At 56.9% G+C, this 19,108-nt stretch carries 13 protein-coding genes and 2 pseudogenes; 5 read left to right on the plus strand and 10 right to left on the minus strand.

Going from position 1 to position 19,108, the window contains the following annotated elements; all coding sequences use genetic code 11:
- Positions 1-6: 6 nt before the first annotated feature.
- The 3 genes and pseudogenes from QE408_RS07265 to QE408_RS07275 all read right to left on the minus strand — a co-directional run.
- Positions 7-1,614, minus strand: coding sequence for a DHA2 family efflux MFS transporter permease subunit (locus tag QE408_RS07265; protein ID WP_306929725.1), 1,608 nt, complete (start codon positions 1,612-1,614; stop codon positions 7-9).
- Between the two features lie 27 nt (positions 1,615-1,641).
- Positions 1,642-2,796 carry an HlyD family secretion protein gene (locus QE408_RS07270; RefSeq protein WP_306929727.1) on the minus strand — a complete coding sequence of 385 codons (1,155 nt, stop codon included), beginning with the start codon at positions 2,794-2,796 and terminating at the stop codon, positions 1,642-1,644.
- A 161-nt stretch (positions 2,797-2,957) separates the two neighbouring features.
- A pseudogene (locus QE408_RS07275) lies at positions 2,958-3,800 on the minus strand (RDD family protein); the annotation flags it as partial.
- Positions 3,801-4,362: 562 nt separating this feature from the next.
- On the opposite strand from QE408_RS07275, the gene QE408_RS07280 reads away from it, so the two are divergent.
- Positions 4,363-6,516, plus strand: a complete 2,154-nt coding sequence (locus QE408_RS07280) for a catalase (RefSeq protein WP_306929728.1) — start codon at positions 4,363-4,365, stop codon at positions 6,514-6,516.
- A 95-nt stretch (positions 6,517-6,611) separates the two neighbouring features.
- On the opposite strand, the gene QE408_RS07285 is transcribed toward QE408_RS07280, so the two are convergent.
- Complete coding sequence (locus QE408_RS07285) at positions 6,612-7,679, minus strand: LacI family DNA-binding transcriptional regulator (RefSeq protein WP_306929729.1); 1,068 nt, start codon at positions 7,677-7,679, stop codon at positions 6,612-6,614.
- Between the two features lie 228 nt (positions 7,680-7,907).
- On the opposite strand from QE408_RS07285, the gene QE408_RS07290 reads away from it, so the two are divergent.
- From QE408_RS07290 to QE408_RS07305, 4 genes are all read left to right on the plus strand, one after another.
- Positions 7,908-8,738 (plus strand): ABC transporter substrate-binding protein, encoded by an 831-nt coding sequence (locus QE408_RS07290; protein ID WP_306929731.1) that lies wholly within the window; start codon positions 7,908-7,910, stop codon positions 8,736-8,738.
- A 162-nt stretch (positions 8,739-8,900) separates the two neighbouring features.
- Positions 8,901-10,409 carry an amino acid ABC transporter permease/ATP-binding protein gene (locus QE408_RS07295; RefSeq protein ID WP_306929733.1) on the plus strand — a complete coding sequence of 503 codons (1,509 nt, stop codon included), beginning with the start codon at positions 8,901-8,903 and terminating at the stop codon, positions 10,407-10,409.
- An 18-nt stretch (positions 10,410-10,427) separates the two neighbouring features.
- The gene (locus tag QE408_RS07300) at positions 10,428-11,435 is read left to right on the plus strand and encodes a Gfo/Idh/MocA family protein (RefSeq protein WP_306929735.1); all 1,008 of its coding nucleotides are present in this window, start codon (positions 10,428-10,430) and stop codon (positions 11,433-11,435) included.
- Between the two features lie 44 nt (positions 11,436-11,479).
- Positions 11,480-12,610, plus strand: a complete 1,131-nt coding sequence (locus tag QE408_RS07305; protein WP_306929737.1) for an NAD(P)/FAD-dependent oxidoreductase — start codon at positions 11,480-11,482, stop codon at positions 12,608-12,610.
- Positions 12,611-12,729: 119 nt separating this feature from the next.
- On the opposite strand, the gene QE408_RS07310 is transcribed toward QE408_RS07305, so the two are convergent.
- The 6 genes and pseudogenes from QE408_RS07310 to QE408_RS07335 form a co-directional block, all read right to left on the minus strand.
- Positions 12,730-13,488 (minus strand): iron ABC transporter ATP-binding protein, encoded by a 759-nt coding sequence (locus tag QE408_RS07310; RefSeq protein ID WP_306929738.1) that lies wholly within the window; start codon positions 13,486-13,488, stop codon positions 12,730-12,732.
- A pseudogene (locus QE408_RS07315) lies at positions 13,485-14,427 on the minus strand (iron chelate uptake ABC transporter family permease subunit). Before QE408_RS07315 ends, QE408_RS07310 begins: the two are co-directional and overlap by 4 nt.
- A complete protein-coding gene (locus tag QE408_RS07320; RefSeq protein ID WP_306929739.1) occupies positions 14,420-15,370 on the minus strand; it encodes an ABC transporter permease in 951 nt (316 codons plus the stop codon). The pseudogene QE408_RS07315 and the gene QE408_RS07320 overlap by 8 nt, the downstream one beginning before the upstream one ends.
- The gene (locus QE408_RS07325; protein WP_306929740.1) at positions 15,367-16,266 is read right to left on the minus strand and encodes a siderophore ABC transporter substrate-binding protein; all 900 of its coding nucleotides are present in this window, start codon (positions 16,264-16,266) and stop codon (positions 15,367-15,369) included. The genes QE408_RS07320 and QE408_RS07325 overlap by 4 nt, the downstream gene beginning before the upstream one ends.
- A gap of 57 nt (positions 16,267-16,323) precedes the next feature.
- A complete protein-coding gene (locus QE408_RS07330; RefSeq protein WP_306929741.1) occupies positions 16,324-18,591 on the minus strand; it encodes a TonB-dependent receptor in 2,268 nt (755 codons plus the stop codon).
- Positions 18,592-18,648: 57 nt separating this feature from the next.
- A complete protein-coding gene (locus tag QE408_RS07335; protein ID WP_306929742.1) occupies positions 18,649-18,936 on the minus strand; it encodes a DUF2218 domain-containing protein in 288 nt (95 codons plus the stop codon).
- Between the last annotated feature and the right edge of the window lie 172 nt (positions 18,937-19,108).

Genomic DNA, 19,108 nt, shown 5'->3' on the forward strand with positions numbered 1-19,108 from the left:
AAAGACTTAATGCATCCCGCCACCGCCAGCCTTCGTATCGACGTTGCGAAGGATCAATGCCAGCGGCACTGCGAGTAGAGAAATGATCGCCAGGACAAAAAACACATCGATATAGGCAAGATAGCTGGCCTGCATTCCGACCTGCTGACCGATGAGGGCCATGGCCTGGTTTTGGGCGTCCACCGCGGAAGAGCCGCGCTCGGCGAAGAAGCCCTGCAGGTTCTGCATCGTTTGATGAAAGGCCAGGTCGGTGGGGGTGACGTGCTCGACCAACCTGCTCTGGTGCCATTGTTCGCGATGGGCCAGCACGTTAGAGGCAATTGAGACGCCGATCGAGCCGCCGGTGTTGCGGGCTGCGTTGATGAGGGCGGATGCCTGATCGGTCTGATCGGGTCTTAGACCGTCGTAAGAGGCGGCGGTGATTGGGATGAAGATCAGCGGCAGGCCAAGACCGAGAATGCAGCGAGACCAGACGAAGAAGCTGAAATCGGCGTCAGGGCTGAGGCGCGTCAGGTCGTACATGGACAGGGCAACCATGGTTGCGCCGACGGCGATCAGATATTTCGGTTGGATGCGGGACGTCAATTGGCCTGCCATGAACATCATGAACATGGTCACCAGACCACCTGGAGAAAGCGCAAGACCCGCCCAGGTGGCTGTATAGCCATAATTCTCCTGCAGCACCTGTGGCACGAACTGGGTGGTGGCGATCAGGATGGCGCCGATCGCCAGCATCACGATCATGCACGAGCCGAACTGCCGCGTTGCAATGAGACGCACATCGAGCACCGGATTTTTCGCCGTCAGTAACCAGGGTATCGAGGCCGCCAGTGCCGCAAAGCAAATCGTGGCTGTGACGATGATAAAGGTCGAGTCGAACCAGTCCTCGATCTGGCCGCGGTCGAGCGTAAGTTCCAGCGATCCGAGGAATGTCGCGACCAGCACGAAGCCGATAATATCGAAACGAATGCCGCGCTTTCGCATCCCCTCGCGCTTTTTCTTTTGTTCTTCGGAGTCATTGACCAGGAAATAAACGAGCATGAAGGCGAAGACGCCGACAGGGCCGTTGATCAGGAAACACCAATGCCAGGAGAGATTGTCGGAAAGCCAGCCGCCGAGCGTCGGTCCGACGACAGGCGCCACCACCACCGCGATGCCGAAGATGGCAAACGCCTGGCCGCGTTTTGCCGGAGGAAAGGCATCGGTAAGAATGGATTGCGACACCGGCACCATGCCGCCGCCGGCAAAGCCCTGGATCATGCGAAAGACGAGGAGAGAGGGCAGGTCCCAAGCCAGCCCGCACAGGACGGACGCAACCGTGAACATGGCAAGGCAAATGAGATAGAACCGCTTGCGACCGTAACGCTGGGCAATGAAGCTCGAGGCGATCAGTGCTATGGCATTGGAAACGAGATAGGTGGTGACGACCCATGAGGCTTCGTCGGAACTGACAGCCAGCCCCCCGGAAATGTAGCGCAGTGCGACGTTGGCGATGGTGGTGTCGAGCACCTCCATGAACACGGCAAGCGCCACCACAACCGCGACCAGCCAGGGATTGGTGCTGCGGCCACTCGCCATTTCGCCGGTTCCGCCTGTCGCTGCCGCGGTTGCCATATCCGGTCCTCGATCCTGATGTCTGGATTAGCCTCTAGGGCGAACGGTTACGGTCGGCACGACCGACATGCCCGGACCGATGGAGACATCTTTCGGCCAGTTATCGACGGTGATCTTCACCGGCACGCGCTGGGTTACCTTTACATAGTTGCCGGTGGCGTTTTCCGCTGGCAGCAGGGAGAAGGCAGTACCGGAACCGGGCTGAACGGAGTCGACCTTGCCGTGCAGAAGGTGATCCGGATAGGCGTCGATCGTTAGCTCCACCGGCTGGCCTGGTCGCATATCGGCGAGCTGCGTTTCCTTGAAGTTAGCCGTGACCCAAATCTCATCCGGCACGAACATCGCAATGGCTTGGCCCGCCTGGACAAATTGCCCCTTTGCGCCACTGATTTTTACGACGCGGCCCGGTTGTGCGGCAGTCAGCGTCGTATAGTCGAGGTTCTGGTCGGCGCTTTCCTTCTGGGCCTCAGCCTGCTTCAGGCTGGCTTCAGCGCTGGCGCGCTGTGCTTCGGCGGCGGCCTTGTTCTTCATGGCCGAACTGATGTTGGCCTGGGCTTCCGTATAAGCCGCCTGAGCCTGACGCAGGTTCGATTCTGCCTGCTGTGATGTCTGCAAGCTGCCAGCCCCGCCCTGCTGCAACTGCCGTTGCCGGTTGGCCTCGTCTGTCGCGAACTGCAAGGCAGCTTTTGATGAAGCCTCGCGTGCCTTTGCTTCCTCGATCGCAGCGGACGCAACATCTATCTGTGCGGTCGCATTGACAATCGATGCTTTGGCCGCTTCCACCTGGGCCTCAGCCTGATCCACGGCGATCTGGTAATCACGTGGCGCAATTCTGGCGATCACCGCGCCAGCATCGACATGGGCATTGTCGGTGACGGCGACGTCTTCCAGATAGCCGGAGACCTTCGTCGCAAGCGCGAAACTGCGCGCATCGACGAAGGCGTCATCCGTGCTCTCATAAGGATAGAAATAGATAAGCCAGACGAAGTAGGTAGCAATCCCGAGCCCAATCAAGCCAACAATAACGATCGCCGCCCAATAGGGATGCCGGCGGATCACCGATGGCTTCTTGTCGTCATGCTCTGGTTGCTGACTGTCGGTTGCTGTCTGAAGCTCGCGATCCTGCGGATCGCCGTTCTGCTTCGCTTCGTTCTCGGAAACGGCGCTCTGAGCTTGAACCACGATATGCCTCTGAAAATAATCTGAATATTCAGCGACAACGCAAGACGTCGTTAAAAGTTCCGGGCGAAGTTGCGCTGCAAAAAAATCTTTACAGCCTTACGTATTATGTGGATGCGATGTCTTCCAATTTAGGTTTACGCGCTCAGCTACAGAGCGAGATTTCAAGGGCTAGCGGTGTCTTTGCCGACATTGTGGAACTTATTCTCGCGGCGCTTGCCGAAGAGCCGCAACGTTTCAAGATGCTCGCGTTGTGCGATGTAGAAGGCATTTAGAAACTCCAGTTCCTTGCCTGGCGTCACACCTTCGCGGTAACCGATCTTCTTGATGATCGCCTGGGCGATCTCGATGATCTGCTTGTCGCGCAGACGCGTGGTTGGATCGCGGAGCAGGTCTTCCAGGGTCTGCAACTCATAGCTTCCGTAAACGTCCAGATGTTCCGGCCTGAACTCGAAGCCCGCCTGGCTGGCTTTGATGGCGGATGGAGCGGCAGCAAGATCGGGCAGGAGCACTGAGCGGGGATTTTCAATGACGAGGGTCCCGGCCATGAGATCGCCCAGCCGTTGCCGCCGATTGCTGGATAAGATGACAGCCACGACGGTGACGAGCCAGAAGAGGGTTATCCAGGTCAGCCAGACAGGCGGTTCTGAAAAGATCAGGCCCACAGGCGTGAATATCTCCACCTCTTTCATGAGGTTTCGCGTGGCGATCTGATGCGGCGTCAGACGGCGGCCTTCTACGTTTACGACGCGAATACCAGCGATCCGTTTTCCGAGTGTGCGGCCATTCCAGATCAGTTCAGACAGGATGTAATAGGGCGTTCGCAACAGGAACCCTAATAGCGTAATCGCCGTCGCCCTGGCGCTCTCCTCCAATACGCCACTTAAGGAGAGCACAATGATGCAGATAAGGGCGATGATGAAGGTCATCACGAAGTCGATGAACTGCGCGCCGAGCCGCGATGCGAGAGAGGCGATGTTCAGGTGGAGCGCAACGCCTTCCGGCGGCCCCGAACGCGATCAGTCACAGGTAAAACTCGCTTATATTTCGTCGAAAACTTGTTCATTACGCCTCGACAATAGGTCAACCCTGTCCATCATTAGTGAAAAAACGGGATATTTCGGCGTTATCCCGTTTAACCTTTGGATAAAGGCGCAGCATCAGTGGTCCTTAATATAATTATAGAATCAATATATAATCACAGTATTGTAGCGATAATTATTTCGGATTCTCAGTGATTCACTTGGGGTTGTGTTATATGTTGTGAATATATCAAATATTTACGTGGATATCAAAATGTACGTGATATATATCACATTTTTAAATTAAATTACTTCCGTCTAGTTATTCGCGAGGGTGTGATGCGCGGTCGCTGCATCTTCTTCGCTCCTCTCAGGCTGCAGCTCCGTACGGTAGGGGACAAAAGCTACCAATCGCATTTATTTCCGGTTGATGAAGTGGAACCGACGTCCTCTCGGTCCATTGTAGCCTTTAGCTTGGCTCCGCCAACGCCTCTGCAGCGGGGACGCTTGCAGTTCTTTCAATCTTCAAACCACAAAGGATTTGGCTATGACCGAGCGTAAGCAAGGGGACCATTCGCCGAGCACCGAGAATTCTCTACATGAGCTTAAGCCCGGCTCCGGCCAGGCCAGCTTTGAAGAGCAGCGTGGCAAAGGCGACGAATTGCAGCAGACGATCACGGCGGATGGTGCGGACGGCGGGGCTTATCTTACTGACAATTTCGGCCATCGTATTTCCGATAACCAGAACAGCCTTAAAGCAGGCAGCCGAGGTCCGACCCTGCTGGAGGATTTTGTCCTTCGCGAGAAGATTTTTCATTTCGACCATGAGCGTATCCCTGAGCGGATCGTGCATGCCCGAGGATCTGGCGCGCATGGCGTGTTCGAATGCACGAAAGCCATTCCACAGCTGACCAAGGCTTCTATCTTCCAGGAAGAAGGAAAGAGCTGTCCCGTCTTCGTCCGTTTTTCGACAGTTGCCGGTGGCGCTGGCTCCGTCGACACGCCGCGCGATGTCAGAGGCTTTGCGGTGAAGTTTTACACCGAGAGCGGCAACTGGGATTTGGTGGGCAACAATATCCCGGTCTTCTTTATCCAGGACGCCATCAAGTTTCCGGATCTTATCCACAGCGTCAAAATGGAGGCCGACCGCGGTTATCCTCAAGCCGCTTCGGCCCATGATACATTTTGGGATTTCGTCAGCTTGATGCCGGAATCCATGCACATGATCATGTGGGCAATGTCGGATCGCACGATTCCGCGGTCCTTCCGCCATATCGAGGGCTTCGGCGTTCACACCTTCCGTCTGGTGAACGCTGAAGGCGAGAGCAAGTTCGTCAAATTCCACTGGAAGCCCAATCTTGGATTGGCGTCCACCACCTGGGACGAAGCCGTGAAGATCGCCGGTGCCGACCCGGATTTCCAGCGCCGCGACCTTTTTGAATCCATCGATCAGGGCGACTTCCCGTCATGGGATCTTGGCGTGCAGGTGTTTGATGAGGACTGGGCCGCAAAGCAGCCCTACGACGTTCTCGACGCCACCAAACTCATTCCGGAGGAGGATATTCCTGTCGAGATCATCGGTCGTATGACGCTCAACAGGAACGTCGACAACTTCTTTGCCGAGACCGAGCAGGTCGCATTCCTGCCGAGCAATATCATTCCGGGTATCGACTTCAGCAACGATCCTCTGCTGCAGGGCCGACTGTTCTCCTACCTCGACACGCAGAAGTCCCGGCTGGGCACCACCAACTTCCATCAAATTCCGGTCAACGCGCCCAAGTGCCCTTTCCATAACTTCCAGCGCGACGGCATGATGCAGACACTGGTTCCGAAGGGGAGAGCCAATTACGAGCCGAATAGCCTGAGCCAGGCCGGTGAAGACAGCGGTCCACGTGCATCCGTCGCCAGCGGCTTTTCGACGTTTAAGACCAATGATGAGCGAAATGATCCGGCACAGAAACTTCGCCAGCGCGACGAACTTTTTGCCGATCATTATAGCCAGGCTCGCATGTTCTATCTGTCGCAGACAGAGACCGAGAGAACGCACATTGTCTCTGCGATCGTTTTCGAACTTTCCAAAGTGCAGCTCGCCCATGTTCGGCAAAATGTCGTGTCCAATCTCCGTAACATCGAGGAGGATTTGGCGCAGAGGGTCGCGGATGGTCTAGGCATCGATCTTCCTGAAAAGTCCACGCCGAAGAAGCAGCCGATCGACATGCCGGTCTCAGACGCCCTGTCGATCCAGAAGAACGCTCTGGAGACATTGAAAGGCCGAAAGATCGGGGTGCTGGTCGATGACGGGTCCAATAAGAGCGCGGTCGACAAACTCCTGGACGAGATCAAGCAGCAAGGGGGAACCCCGTTCGTTGTTGCCAGGAAGGTCGGCGGCGTCAAACTTAATGGTGGTACGATGCCGGCCGATGGCCAACTTGCAGGATCGCCTTCCTTCCTGTTCGACGCGGTTGTATCGATCCTCGCTCCAGAAGCGGCGCAGAAGCTGACAAAAGAGGCGGCGGCAATCCAGTGGTTCATGGATGCCTATAGTCACTGCAAAACGATCGGCTACTGTCCTGCCACCAAGGCACTGCTCGACAAAGCAAATGTCGAACTGGATGAGGGTGTCGTACCAGTTGACGATTTTCTCAAGGTCGGCGCCAAGCGTCATTGGGATCGTGAACCGCTGGTGCGCGATCTTCCCTGACAAACGCATAAGAGGGGTGGCGTTGCTTTACGCCACCCTTCTAACGCTTTTTCGCTCTTTTATCTTTCGGGCAACTCGTCCAATAGACGAAAAACTTAAAGTGCCGCTCGCACAGAGGCGCGCTCGACGATCTCGGTTTTCAGGACGACCTTGCGGGCACTGTCTGTCGCCCCATTCAAGCGCTTGACGAGAAGTTCGGCTGCCGTCGCACCAAGATCATAGACAGGTTGGCGCACCACGGTCACCGGGGGCGACGTTACCGATGTCCAGTCGGCATCGTGGAAGGACACAAGCGATACGTCGTCTGGTATGCTGAGACCCAGTTGGCGGTGCACCTTGAACGCCTCGAGTGCGATCATGCTGTCTGACGCAATGATGGCCGTGGGACGTTGCGGCAATTCAAGCATGTCGGTGACAATCCGCCGGGTCTGATCGGGCGTCACGGCGCCAACACGGACAAATTGCCCCATGCCGTCTAGCCCTGCCTCTTCGCAAACACTGAGATACCCTTCTATTCGCCGCCGGACTGAGGCGGTGCTGATATCCTGAATATTGCGGAACGTATGGTCCGGCGTGTCACAGGCGGTGATATAGGCAATGCGGCGGTGACCAAGCGAAACCAACTGCCGGGTGATGTTTTCCGCGGCATGCCGGTCGTCGGCGATGACGGTATCGACATCAAGAGCGTCGCTGCCGCGGTCAAGCAGAACCACCGGTAGCCCGGACCGAACGGCTTCATGCAGGTGCTCGACGTCGTCATCCTTCGCCGGGGAGACGATGAGGCCATCGACCCGTTTGGACAGCAAAGTGCGGATGGCTGCCTTCTCCGCCTCGATGTCCTCGCCGGAATTGCTGAGAATGACTGTGAATCCAGCCTGCCGGGCAATATCGGTGATACCGCGAACAGCGAGGCTGAAGAACGGGTTCTCGATATCTCCGACAACAACACCGATTGAGCCGGAGCGACCCGTGGTCATACTGCGGGCAAGCTCGTTCGTTCGATAATCGAGGACGCGAGCTGCGGCGGTCACCACTTCACGCACCCTGTCACTGACGGTCCCGTAGCCGCCGAGAACGCGCGCAGCCGTCGCCTTTGAGACGCCGGCTTTACGCGCGACATCGGCGACGGTGACGGAAGAGGTTTTGGGCGGGGTTTTGTCCATAATTGACAGCCTTACAAGAGAACTTGACGACTGGCAAATGCGAAGATAACAATTGCCAATAATGAAAGAGACCGGTCTCATTTAAAAAGAGACCGGTATCAATTTATAAAAAGACTTCCAGCATGCGAAACTGCATGGGCCGGAACGGATGACTTTACGTCGCCTTTCGGATGGGACCCGTGCGCCTTGAAGACATCGCAAACAACAACCCCAGAGGACACGACGCCAATGCGACTGACTGAAGCCTTTACATCCCCATTGACCAAGATACGCGCCACTGCCATCGCCCTCACGCTTGGCATGATCGCCGGTGCTGCCACGCCAGCACTCGCCGACAATCCGCTCGGCCTTATCGACGCGAATACCATCAGCGTCGGGACCATGGGCGACGCCAAGCCCTATGCTTTCACCACGGCGGACGGCAATTTTACTGGTTTCGACATCGAGCTGTTTCTCAATATTGCCGAGCGCATGGGCTTCAAAAAGGACCAGGTGATCTTCACGGGTCAGGAATTCTCGGCGTTGATGCCGTCAGTGGCCAACGGTCGCTTCGATGTTGCTGCCGCCGCGATTGGCACGACTGCCAAGCGTAAGGAGACGGTCGATTTCTCTGACGGCTATCTTGCAGGCTTCCTCAGTGTGCTGACCCCCGAGGATATCAAGGATGCCGCGGGTCTCAAAGGCAAGCGCCTCGGCGTCGTGCAGGGTACGCTTCAGGAAATCTATGCCGAAAAGAACTTCGCTGGCACGGATCTCGTGAAATTCCCGGATAACAACTCCGCCGTGTCGGCACTCAACAACGGCACTGTCGACGCCCATTTCCTCGATTTCGAGGCGGCAAAGGATTATTCCACCCGCTATCCGGCATTGAAGATCGCCGTCAATATTCCAAGCTTCGATGCGCCAGCCGGCTTCGTTATCCGCAAGGGCAATGACGCCCTGCGCGAGGCGATCAACAAGGCGCTGAAAGAGGCGATGCAGGACGGAACCTGGAAGAAGCTCCATGAAAAGTGGTTCCCGGGAACGCCCATGCCTGCGGCATATCTTCCCAAGCAGTAATGCCACCTTCCGGTTCGGCCTTCGCCGGTCGAACCGGCTTTTCTTTCTAAAGCAGGTCGCGATCATCTCACGTTGCTCCGCACGCTTTAGGTCCTTCTTCTGTCGCATGTTGTTACCGGGAAACGGTGGCCACGTTTGCGCGACATGCTCTAGGGATTTCTGATGAACTGGCTTGAAAACCTGCGCCGCAGCTTCCTCGATTGGAACGCCATGGCCGAAGTGCTGCCGACCATGATCACGGTTGGTCTGAAAAACACGCTGATCCTGGCTGCAACCTCAACGGTGCTGGGCGTGATTATTGGCATGGTGCTTGCCATCATGGGTATTTCCCGCTCGCCGTGGCTGCGCATACCCGCTAGGCTCTACACCGACATTTTCCGCGGCTTGCCGGCTATCGTTACCATTCTGTTGATCGGGCAGGGTTTTGCCCGTATCGGCCGCGAAATTTTCGGTCCATCGCCTTATCCGCTCGGCATCCTTGCTCTCAGCCTGATCGCGGGCGCCTATATCGGCGAGATTTTTCGCTCCGGTATCCAGAGTGTCGATCGTGGCCAGATGGAAGCGTGCCGGGCCTTGTCGATGAGCTACGGCCAGGGCATGCGGCTTATCGTCGTGCCGCAGGGTGTGCGGCGCGTTCTGCCGGCCCTGGTCAACCAGTTCATCGGCAACGTCAAGGATTCGAGCCTTGTCTACTTTCTCGGTCTTCTCGCCTCCGAGCGCGAAATCTTCCGTGTCGGACAGGATCAGGCGGTGGTGACAGGCAACCTTTCTCCGTTGCTGCTGGCTGGCATCTTCTACCTCATCGTGACCGTACCGCTCACCCATGTGGTCAATGCGATCGATAATCGCCTGCGTCTCGGCAAACAGCGTCCTGCCACCATTACCAGCGGGCTGGAGGAGGTGAGCGAACTCGACAGCGCGTCCCGCGCCACTGGCACTGCCTTCAAGGGCGGTAGCCTCGACGTGCGCAATCTCGGGATGGCCTATGGCGATCTCGATGTGCTGAAGGGCGTTGATCTTTCGGTGAAGCCGGGCAGCGTCACTTGCATTATCGGTCCCTCTGGCTCTGGCAAATCCACCCTGCTGCGCGGGATCAACCGTCTTGTCGAGCCCAAGAGCGGCGATATTCTCCTCGATGGCGAAAGCATTCTCGGCATGAAGCCGGAAACGTTGCGCCGTCGCGTCGGTATGGTCTTCCAGCACTTCAATCTTTTTCCCGATCACACGGCGCTGGAAAACGTCATGTTGTCGCTGACGAAGATCAAAGGTCTACCCGCAGCGGAAGCAGAGCGTATCGCCAAGGCGAGGCTCGCCGATGTTGGTCTCGCAAGCCGTCAGCACCACCGCCCGGGCGGTCTTTCCGGCGGACAGCAACAACGGGTTGCCATCGCGCGTGCGCTGGCCATGGAGCCTGAAGTCATTCTTTTCGATGAGGTGACGAGCGCGCTCGATCCCGAACTGGTCAAGGGCGTCCTCAATCTGATGGCGGATCTAGGCACGCGAGGCATGACCATGGTTGTCGTGACGCACGAAATGGGATTTGCCCGACGCGTGGCTGATCAGGTTGTCTTCATGGATGAGGGACGTGTGGTAGAGGCTGGGACGCCGGAGGCAATTTTCGACAACCCCCAGAGCCCGCGCCTTCAGCGCTTCCTCGCAGAAGTGCTCTAAGTATCAGGAGAAGAAAAGATGACACGAACAATAAGATGGGGCGTACTCGGCTGCGCAGGTATCGCTGCCAAGGCTGTCATCCCTGCCATTCAATCCAGTCGTCTGGGCCGGGTCGCTGGCATTGCTTCGCGCGACGCCGAAAAGGCCAGCGCGATGGCGGCTCGCTTCGGTATTGGCAAATCGTATGGCAGCTACGAAGACCTGCTCGCCGATCCCGAGATTGATGCGATCTACAACCCGCTGCCCAATCATCTCCACGTCCCGATGACGATCAAGGCTTTGGAGCATGGCAAGCCAGTGCTGTGCGAGAAGCCGATCGCGCTCAACGCAGCGCAAGCGATGGAATTGGCGGACGCACAAAAGAAAGCCAATCTGCCGGTCGCAGAAGCCTTCATGGTTCGTCATCATCCCCAATGGAAGAAGGCGAAGGCAATGGTCGCGGAGGGGCGCCTTGGCGATGTCCGGGCAATCCAGACGATCTTTTCCTATTATCTCGATGACCCCAAGAATGTCCGCAACCAGGCCGATATTGGCGGCGGTGGCCTGTTCGACGTCGGCTGCTACGCCGTAAACACGGCGCGCTTCCTCTTCGACGCCGAGCCGCTCCGGGCCATTGCGCTGATGGACAACGACCCAGTTTTTGGCACGGATCGGTTGACGAGCGGGCTGCTGGTGTTTCCGGAGTGGCGACAGCTGGCCTTCACCTGTTCCACGCAATTGTCGCTCACGCAGAAGGTGACGGTCCTGGGTACACGCGGTCGTCTGGAAATACCAATTCCCTTCAATGCACCGGCGGATCAACAGACCATGCTGATCTTTGACGACGGGCGGGATCTCGCAGGCGGTGGTCGCGAAGAGATCGTGATCGGGCCTGTCGATCAGTACCGAGAACAGGTCGATGCTTTTGCCGAAGCGGTGCTCTCCGGCACGCCACTCGAGACCGGGCTCGACGACGCGATCGCCAACATGAAGGCGATCGATGCGCTCTTCCGCTCCGCGACCAGCGGCCGTTGGGAAGACGCTTGACGCGGTTCTCCATCCAAAATCACAATCGAATGAAAGCCTATCCCATGACTGACAACATCATCTCGACAGCCGTCATCATCGGCGCCGGTATCTTTGGTGTTTCCACCGCTGTCCAGCTTGCGCGGCGCGGCATCAATGTGACGATCCTCAATGACGGGCCATCTGCCAACGGCGCCTCCGGCCGGTCGCTCTCCTGGCTGAATTCGGCACGCATGCGCTCCGAGCCGTACCACCGGTTGCGCATGGCGGGCATCGATCGCTATCGCACGCTTGCTGCAAAGAATCCCGGCGTAGACTGGCTCCGCTTCGACGGTGGACTGACCTGGGATGCCGATGATGCGCGAAACGAAATCGAGGCCGCCTATCGCCACGAGGTTTCACTTGCCTATGACGCGCAACGGCTTTCGGCGGAGGAGGTCTCTCGGGTCGTGCCCGGTCTCGACACCAGTGCGATTACCCCGCAAGGCGCGATCTTCAACCCCGGTGAAGGCTGGGTCGATCTTCCGACGCTGATCGGTTTGCTCTTGAAGGAGTTTTCAGAGCTTGGCGGCGTTTTGGTAACGGATCAGGGTGCTGCCAAGGTGGTAATCGAAGGTGGGCGCGCAGTCGGGGCGCAAACCGCCAAGGGCGATCTACACCGCGCGGACGCCGTTGTTCTCGCGACCGGTCCGGCGGTGCCGAAAATGGCCGCTGAGAACGGCCAGACCATCGGTGACGACACACCTATCGCGCTTCTTGTTCAGACCAAGCCGCTGGCGCATCCTCTGCGGGCGGTCCTCAACACGCCTCGCGTCGCGGTCCGTCCAGCGCCAGGCGGCACCTTTTCGCTCGATGCAGACTGGGCGGCCGATGAGGGTGTGACCGTCGACGCAGACGGCGGCTATCAGATCAATGAGGCTGTGGTTGCCGCGTTACTGGCAGAGGCCGCCAAAGTGATGGAGGGAAATCCGCAGCTCGAAGTCGCCTCCATCGGGGTTGGCGGAAAGCCGATCCCGGGCGATGGCGAACCTGTGATCGGAGCGATGAAAGACGTTCCCGGCTACTATGTTGCCTTCAGCCACAGCGGTGCGACCCTCGGTCTCATCGTCGGTGAGTTGCTGGCCTATGAGGTCGCAAGCGGTGCCGAACATCCAATGCTGGCGACCTTCCGGCCTGAGCGGTTCAAGCCCTTCTGAGCTTTGACAACGCTTTTAATGTCATCAGCCTGCTGCGGTGGCAGCGGGCTTTTTTCTTTGTCTTTCCCATCCGGAACACTCGCACGAAGACCGGGCCGTCGTGAAACGCTGGCAGCGTTTCACTTGAAATGAAGAACGACCGGCGTGCCGTCGATCGTCTCGACGCGCATGTCGAAGCCGTATATTTCGCGGAGCGTCGATGGGTTGATGATATCGCTTGGGGCGCCATCGGCGACCACGCAGCCGTTCTTCATGGCGATGATCCTGTCTGCATGGGCTGCCGCCTGGTTGATGTCGTGCAGAACGATGATGATGCTCTTGTTGTCTTCATCGGCGAGCGCACGCAAATGCAGCATTAGTTCGCGGGCGAAATACATATCCAGATTGTTCAGCGGCTCATCGAGCAGAATGTAATCCGTCTCCTGCGCGAACGTCATGGCTACGAGCGCGCGTTGCCGTTGTCCGCCAGACAGCGTGTCGATGAAGCGATCTGCAAGATCGTCGAGCGCAAAACGGGCGAGGGACTTCGCGACAATGACCCGATCTCTGTCTGTCAACCGGCCGCGGCTATGGGGGAAACGCCCGAAGCTGACGAACTCCCTTACCCGTAACCTGCTCGTGACGACTGAATCTTGTCGTAGGATGGCGATGATTTTTGCTAAGTCCCGATCGTTGGTTTCACCCAATCGGTGGCCATCGATAGCGATCTGCCCTGATTGAAGCGGCTGCAGGCGTGCGATCAAAGACAGAAGGGTCGATTTTCCCGCGCCATTCGGACCGATCAGCGCGGTCACGCCGTGTTTGGGGATCGTCAACGAGACATTCTTAAGAATCTCCGCTCCCGAATGGTTGACCGACACGTTTTCGATAGTGATCATTTGCGACTTCCGGCGATGAGAAGCAGAAGAAACACGATGCCGCCGACAAATTCGATCACCACGCTCAATGTCGAACTGTTCCCAAGGCTGTGCTGCAGCACGGTTTGTCCGCCAACAAGAACGATGACAGCGACGAGGGCGGCGGCAGGCAACAGTGTCGCGTGCCGCCTGGTGTTGACGATGCGTTCGGCGAGCGCGACCACCAGCAGACCGAAAAACGCCACAGGTCCCACCAGGGCTGTGGACACTGCCACGAGCGCTGCGACCAGAATCAGCAAAGCTGCTGTTGTTTTCGTCCACGAAATACCGAGACCTGTAGCGCTGTCCGGGCCGAGAGCGACGATGTCGAGCACATGTCTCGATCGCCATGCGATGACAAGAGCGACGACCGTCAAAATCGTTGCAACAGTCAGGAGATCGGTGCGCACGCCGTTGAAATTCGCAAAGCCGGCGGTCTGAGCAACTGCGAATTCATTCGGATCTATCAGCCGGGCAAAGAGCGACTGGACGGCTTCGAAACAGAATGCCAATGACGATCCCGACGAGCAGCATCAAACTCATATCGATCCGTCGCAACAGCATCGGCAGGAGGATGGCGCTGGCGAAGGCCATCAACAAAATGACCTCTCCGCCGAACTTCAGGTGAGGAGACAGGGACGCGTAGCCGACGCCGCCGAAGATGAAGACGAGCAGCATCTGACCAAACCCGTAAAGCGCATCGAGCCCCATGATCGACGGGGTTAGTATCCGATTGTTGGTCACCGTCTGGAAGATCACGGTGGAAACGGCGATCGCGACGCTCACCTCGATGAGAGCGATGAGCTTGGTGGCGCGCAGCCCGATGACGAAGCCAATGTTTCCTTTGAGGCCAATCGTCAGATAGGCCATCATGGTGGCCGTGGCGAGGAAAGCCAGGAACAGCAGCTTTCGATCACGCATGTTTCGGCCGATGAATGAGAAGATAGAGAAAGATGAGGGCGCCGACGCATCCCATCACAGTTCCAACGGGAACTTCATAGGGGAAATTGATGGTTCGCCCGAGAATATCGCAGCCTAAGACGAGGATAGCGCCCAGCATCGCAACAACGGGCATGGTGCCGCGGAGGTTGTCTCCGGCCAGGCGTGAGACGATATTCGGCACGACGAGGCCGACGAAGGGAATGCCGCCGACGATGACGGTACAGAGCGCCGAAATCACGGCAACAATGACGAGCCCAAGCTGCAGCATCCGGGCATAATCGATCCCCAGTCCTACACTTGTGTCCCGACCGAGAGCCATGATCGTCAACCGATCTGCAACAAGCCAGGCGATGACCAGCATGGCGCCACTGATCCAGAGGAGCTCGTATCGGCCACGCAGCACGCCGGAAAATTCACCATTGGTCCAGATTGCGAGATACTGGAGAAGGTCTGCCTGCCACGCGACGAATGTCACCGCTGCGCCAATCACGCCACCATAAACGATGCCGAATAGCGGCACAAGGAAGGGTTGCGTCGGCGGCAGGCGATGGGCCGTCATGAGAAAGACCGCAGTTCCGGCAAGAGCCGTGGCGGTCGCGACAATGCTCTTCAATAGTAGGCTTGCCGATGGCCATAACAGCGTCACGGCGAGCACGCCAAGCTCGGCACTTTGTGACGTTCCTGTCGTGGAAGGTTCGACATAGTTGTTGCGGGCGAGTGTCTGCATGACCAAGCCGGCAAGAGCCAGGCTCGCGCCGACAAGAATGGCCGCAAGAGTTCTCGGCAACCTGCTGACCATGAGAAGTTCAACCGTCCCACTGTCTGAGACGCCGATAAAAAGGCTGGTTACCGCTAAGGCGAGGAGAACGCCTCCGCAGATAAGCGTCGGCCGCCACAAAGTCCGATGGCCCGTATCGATCATTTCGCGGCGTTGAAGGTGTCGGTGATCACCTGAAGAACCTTACCCGTCGACTGAACGCCTCCCGCTGCAATGTAGAATTCGGGAGCGGGGAGATAGATCACCTGTCCTTTTTTCCAAGCCGTCGTCTGAGCGACAAGCTCATTGTCGAGGGTTGCCTTGGCTCCCTGTTCGCCCGATCCGATCGCCGAGGCCCGGTCGAGTACCAAGAGCCAATCCGGGTTGGCCTTGTTGATGAACTCAAACGAGACGGCCTCACCATGATTGGCTGCCTTGATGTCCGGCACGGCTGCGTCGAGATTCAATGTCGCGTGCACCCAACCGAACCGCGAGCCCGGCCCATAGGCCGTCACCTTCGGTCCGTTGGTCATGACGATCAGAGCTTTTCCCTTGCCTTTGACCGCCTGTTGGGCATCACGGACACGTTCATCGAGATCTGCTGAAACCTTCTGCGCCTCCTCCTGCTTGCCAAACAACTCGCCATAGGTCGCCAGTCGCTCCTTGGCTTGAGCGACGAGGTCGTCTCCCAGCATCGTCATGTCGATGGTTGGCGCGACTGCTGCTGTCTGATCGACCTTGGTTGACGACCGTCCACCGAGAATGATGAGGTCTGGACCAAGAGAACTCAAGGCTTCGAGGTCAGGCTCGAAAATGTTTCCGACGATCTCTGCACCCTGCTTCAAAGGCTCAAGCGTTTCTAGATAAAGTTTTTCCGGCACACCTGCCGGTTTCATGCCGATACTCGCAAGCGTATCGAGTGCAGCCATGTCGAACACGGCCACCCGCTCAGGCTTCTTAGCAATAGACACCATGCCTCTTGCGGTTTGGACCTCCGTTGCCTGTGCGTATGAGACGAAGGAGGCGATGGCCAAGAGAGCCGAAAGTAATAGCAATTTCATGTGGTTACCTCAAAGGCGAGTCGTATGTAGCCGTGATCGGAGAGCAAAGACGAGCGATCAAAAGTCGAATGACGCCGAAACCATGAAGGTGCGAGCCGCACCCGCTGCGAGGAAGCCACGAGCGGACGATGCCCAGTAGTTCTCGTTGAAGACGTTTTCAACGTTGGCCCGCAGTTCAACAGCTTTGCCGTTTTCGCGCTCGAACGTGTACCGCGCGCCAAGATCAACACGCGTCCACCCATCAACCTTTTGGGTATTGTTCTGATTGTAGTATGTACTACCACTGTAAACGACACGGCCATTGAGAGTTACATCTTCAAGCCAGGGGAGATCGTATTCGCCGTATAGGCTGATTGAGGCTTTCGGAACGCCAGGCGCGTCCTTACCATCAAATGTTCCTCCTGCTGTCTTGGCAAGTTCCGCATTCATAAATGTGACGCCGCCGAGCAGCCGGAGACCATCTGTAGGTTCGCCGTAAGCGGTTAACTCGAGACCACGGTTTATCTGCAGGCCATTTACGTCAAATGTGTTATCTTTCGTGAAGCCGCTCGCTTGCCTGATTTCGAACAGAGCGGCCGTTAATATCATCGAGCCGGCGTCATACTTCAGACCGATCTCTTTCTGTTTATTAACGAATGGCGGGAATACTTGGCCAGCGTTCTTGATCGCGGCGGCGGGGGCGATAGCTCCCTCTGTCAACGCCTCTACGTAATTTGCATATGCGGAAAGATCTCCGGAGAGTTTGAAATTCGCCGCGACTGCAGGACTAAAGCGCGATTTGTCGTACACATAGTTTCGTGCTCCGACCGGCGCTAGGGGATTACCAGGGCGTTGGTTAAAGCCCTGTTGCCGGACATTTTGATATCTCCCTCCCAACGTGACCTCAAGTGTTTCGTCAAAGAACGACAAGGTGTCGGCAATTGAGAAGCTTGTTGCGCTTAGCTGCGAGAATCGATGCACATCTCCGGAACGAGGAAGTCCCGCCGTATTGACTAACGTACTAGAAATATATGTGGGGTTGTAAATATTCGTAGGTATATCTGGCGGAAATCCCAGCGCAGCGGGACGTGGATTTATGTGAGCACGATTATTTTCCGTGTATGCTGTCTGACCAGAAATACTTAAGGAATGGTCAATCTCGCCGGTTTCGAACTTTGAGCGAATACCCATTTCGCCGACGTAGCTAACTATCTCCTGTGGATTGTACCCGAAGTTAAGTTTAGCGTCGCCGTTTGAATTTGTGATTTCATACGAAGAGGTAAGGAAATCCTCTCGATAAAGGCTTGCCCCGGCCGCAGCGTAGAGTGTCGTACTTTCCAAGATGTCATATTCAATTCTACCCGCAGCCATGTTGTAAGAACTGTCGTGGTACTCGAACGGAGCGCCGGTATTGATCCTGCCACTTGGCGCGCTTGGGATTGTAGGTAAAATCGTGTCGACAGCAGCGGTATTAAATAGAGACGTCGGCGAATCCAGCTTCTGGGTCGAGTGACTGAGATCGAGCGAGGCACGGAAATCTTCTCCGCGATAGTCTATTCCGAGAGATGCCACACCGATCCGCGTATCATTATGATCAAGCGTCGTCTCACCGCCACGGAAAGAGCCATTGGCACGGATGCCCCACTCATCGCCTTCACCGAAACGGCGGCCGACATCAGCATGGGTCCAGAGTTGTGAATCGCTGCGATATCCCGTCGTCAGCCGCGTCAAAGGCTCATCTGCCGCGCGCTTTGGAATGAGATTGATGGTCCCGCCGACACGGCCGATGCCGCCATTGACGAAATTGCTCGGTCCTTTCAGCACCTGAACCTGTTCAATCCCCTCGAGGAAATGTCGGCGCGGATTGGCGATATAGGGAAGCCCGTCATAGAAAATGTCCAGATTGACGACGGGGAAGCCGCGGATCAGGAATGAGTCACGCTCACTGAAGGGAGGCGCATCCGCCCGAACGGAAGGATCATTCAGAGTGATATCTGCAACGGTCCGTGCCTGTTGATCGCGGATCAGCTTGGCTGTGTAGGCCGTAATGCTAAAAGGCGTGTCCTTGATGGGGCGGTTGCCGAGTGCGCCGAGCCGCGCTTCGGTCGATACCTGACCACCGCTGAAGGCAGCCGCCGGCTGACCGATGGTTGCCGTTGCCGGCTTGTTGTCGCGCGCTCCTCGAATGACGATCGGCTTCAATACCGTTGGCGTCGTTGATGCATTCGTAGCAGACCGGACGTCTTGTGCCTGGGCCAATGCTGGCTGCAACGCCATAACGGATACGCTGGCGAGTATAGCGAAGCCGTAGCTGTTCACCCCAAAACTATCTTTAAGAACCGACATGTTTCCCCTAGTCCCCTCATCAAAATCTTTATCTACCTGTCGCTGACGGCGCCGACGTCAGGCGAGCGGTCGCCATTCAAAATCGAGCGTCTCCTTGAACGCGAAGCGTTCGATGTGACGCTGAACAACATCTTGGAGAACCGAAAGATCTTCGCTTTTGTGCGCGACGACCTCGATAACAAGCGAGGTATCGTTTGCGCTCAGTCGCGTATCACCGAGCGGCAAAGCGATTTTCGATGAAAGGGGCGTGAATTCGGTCTCGAATTTGTGTGCCCAATGCTTCGACAATTGCTGCAGATAACGGCTTGCGTGCTCGGTCGTGACTTCAACTCTACTGCTCGACAAGATGCGTACTCCTTAAGAGCGCCGTGCCGCACTGTCCCGAAGAGCAACAACGAACGCACTTCCGCAATCTCAAAGATGAGTAATAGAGTCAACTCTTAATGTGTACTACAGGTCGAATATCCCCACGGGATGATGATCGCCGCAATGGATTAAAATCTATGGTGGTAATGGG

Source organism: Agrobacterium larrymoorei, from assembly GCF_030819275.1.
Lineage (GTDB): Bacteria > Pseudomonadota > Alphaproteobacteria > Rhizobiales > Rhizobiaceae > Agrobacterium > Agrobacterium larrymoorei_B.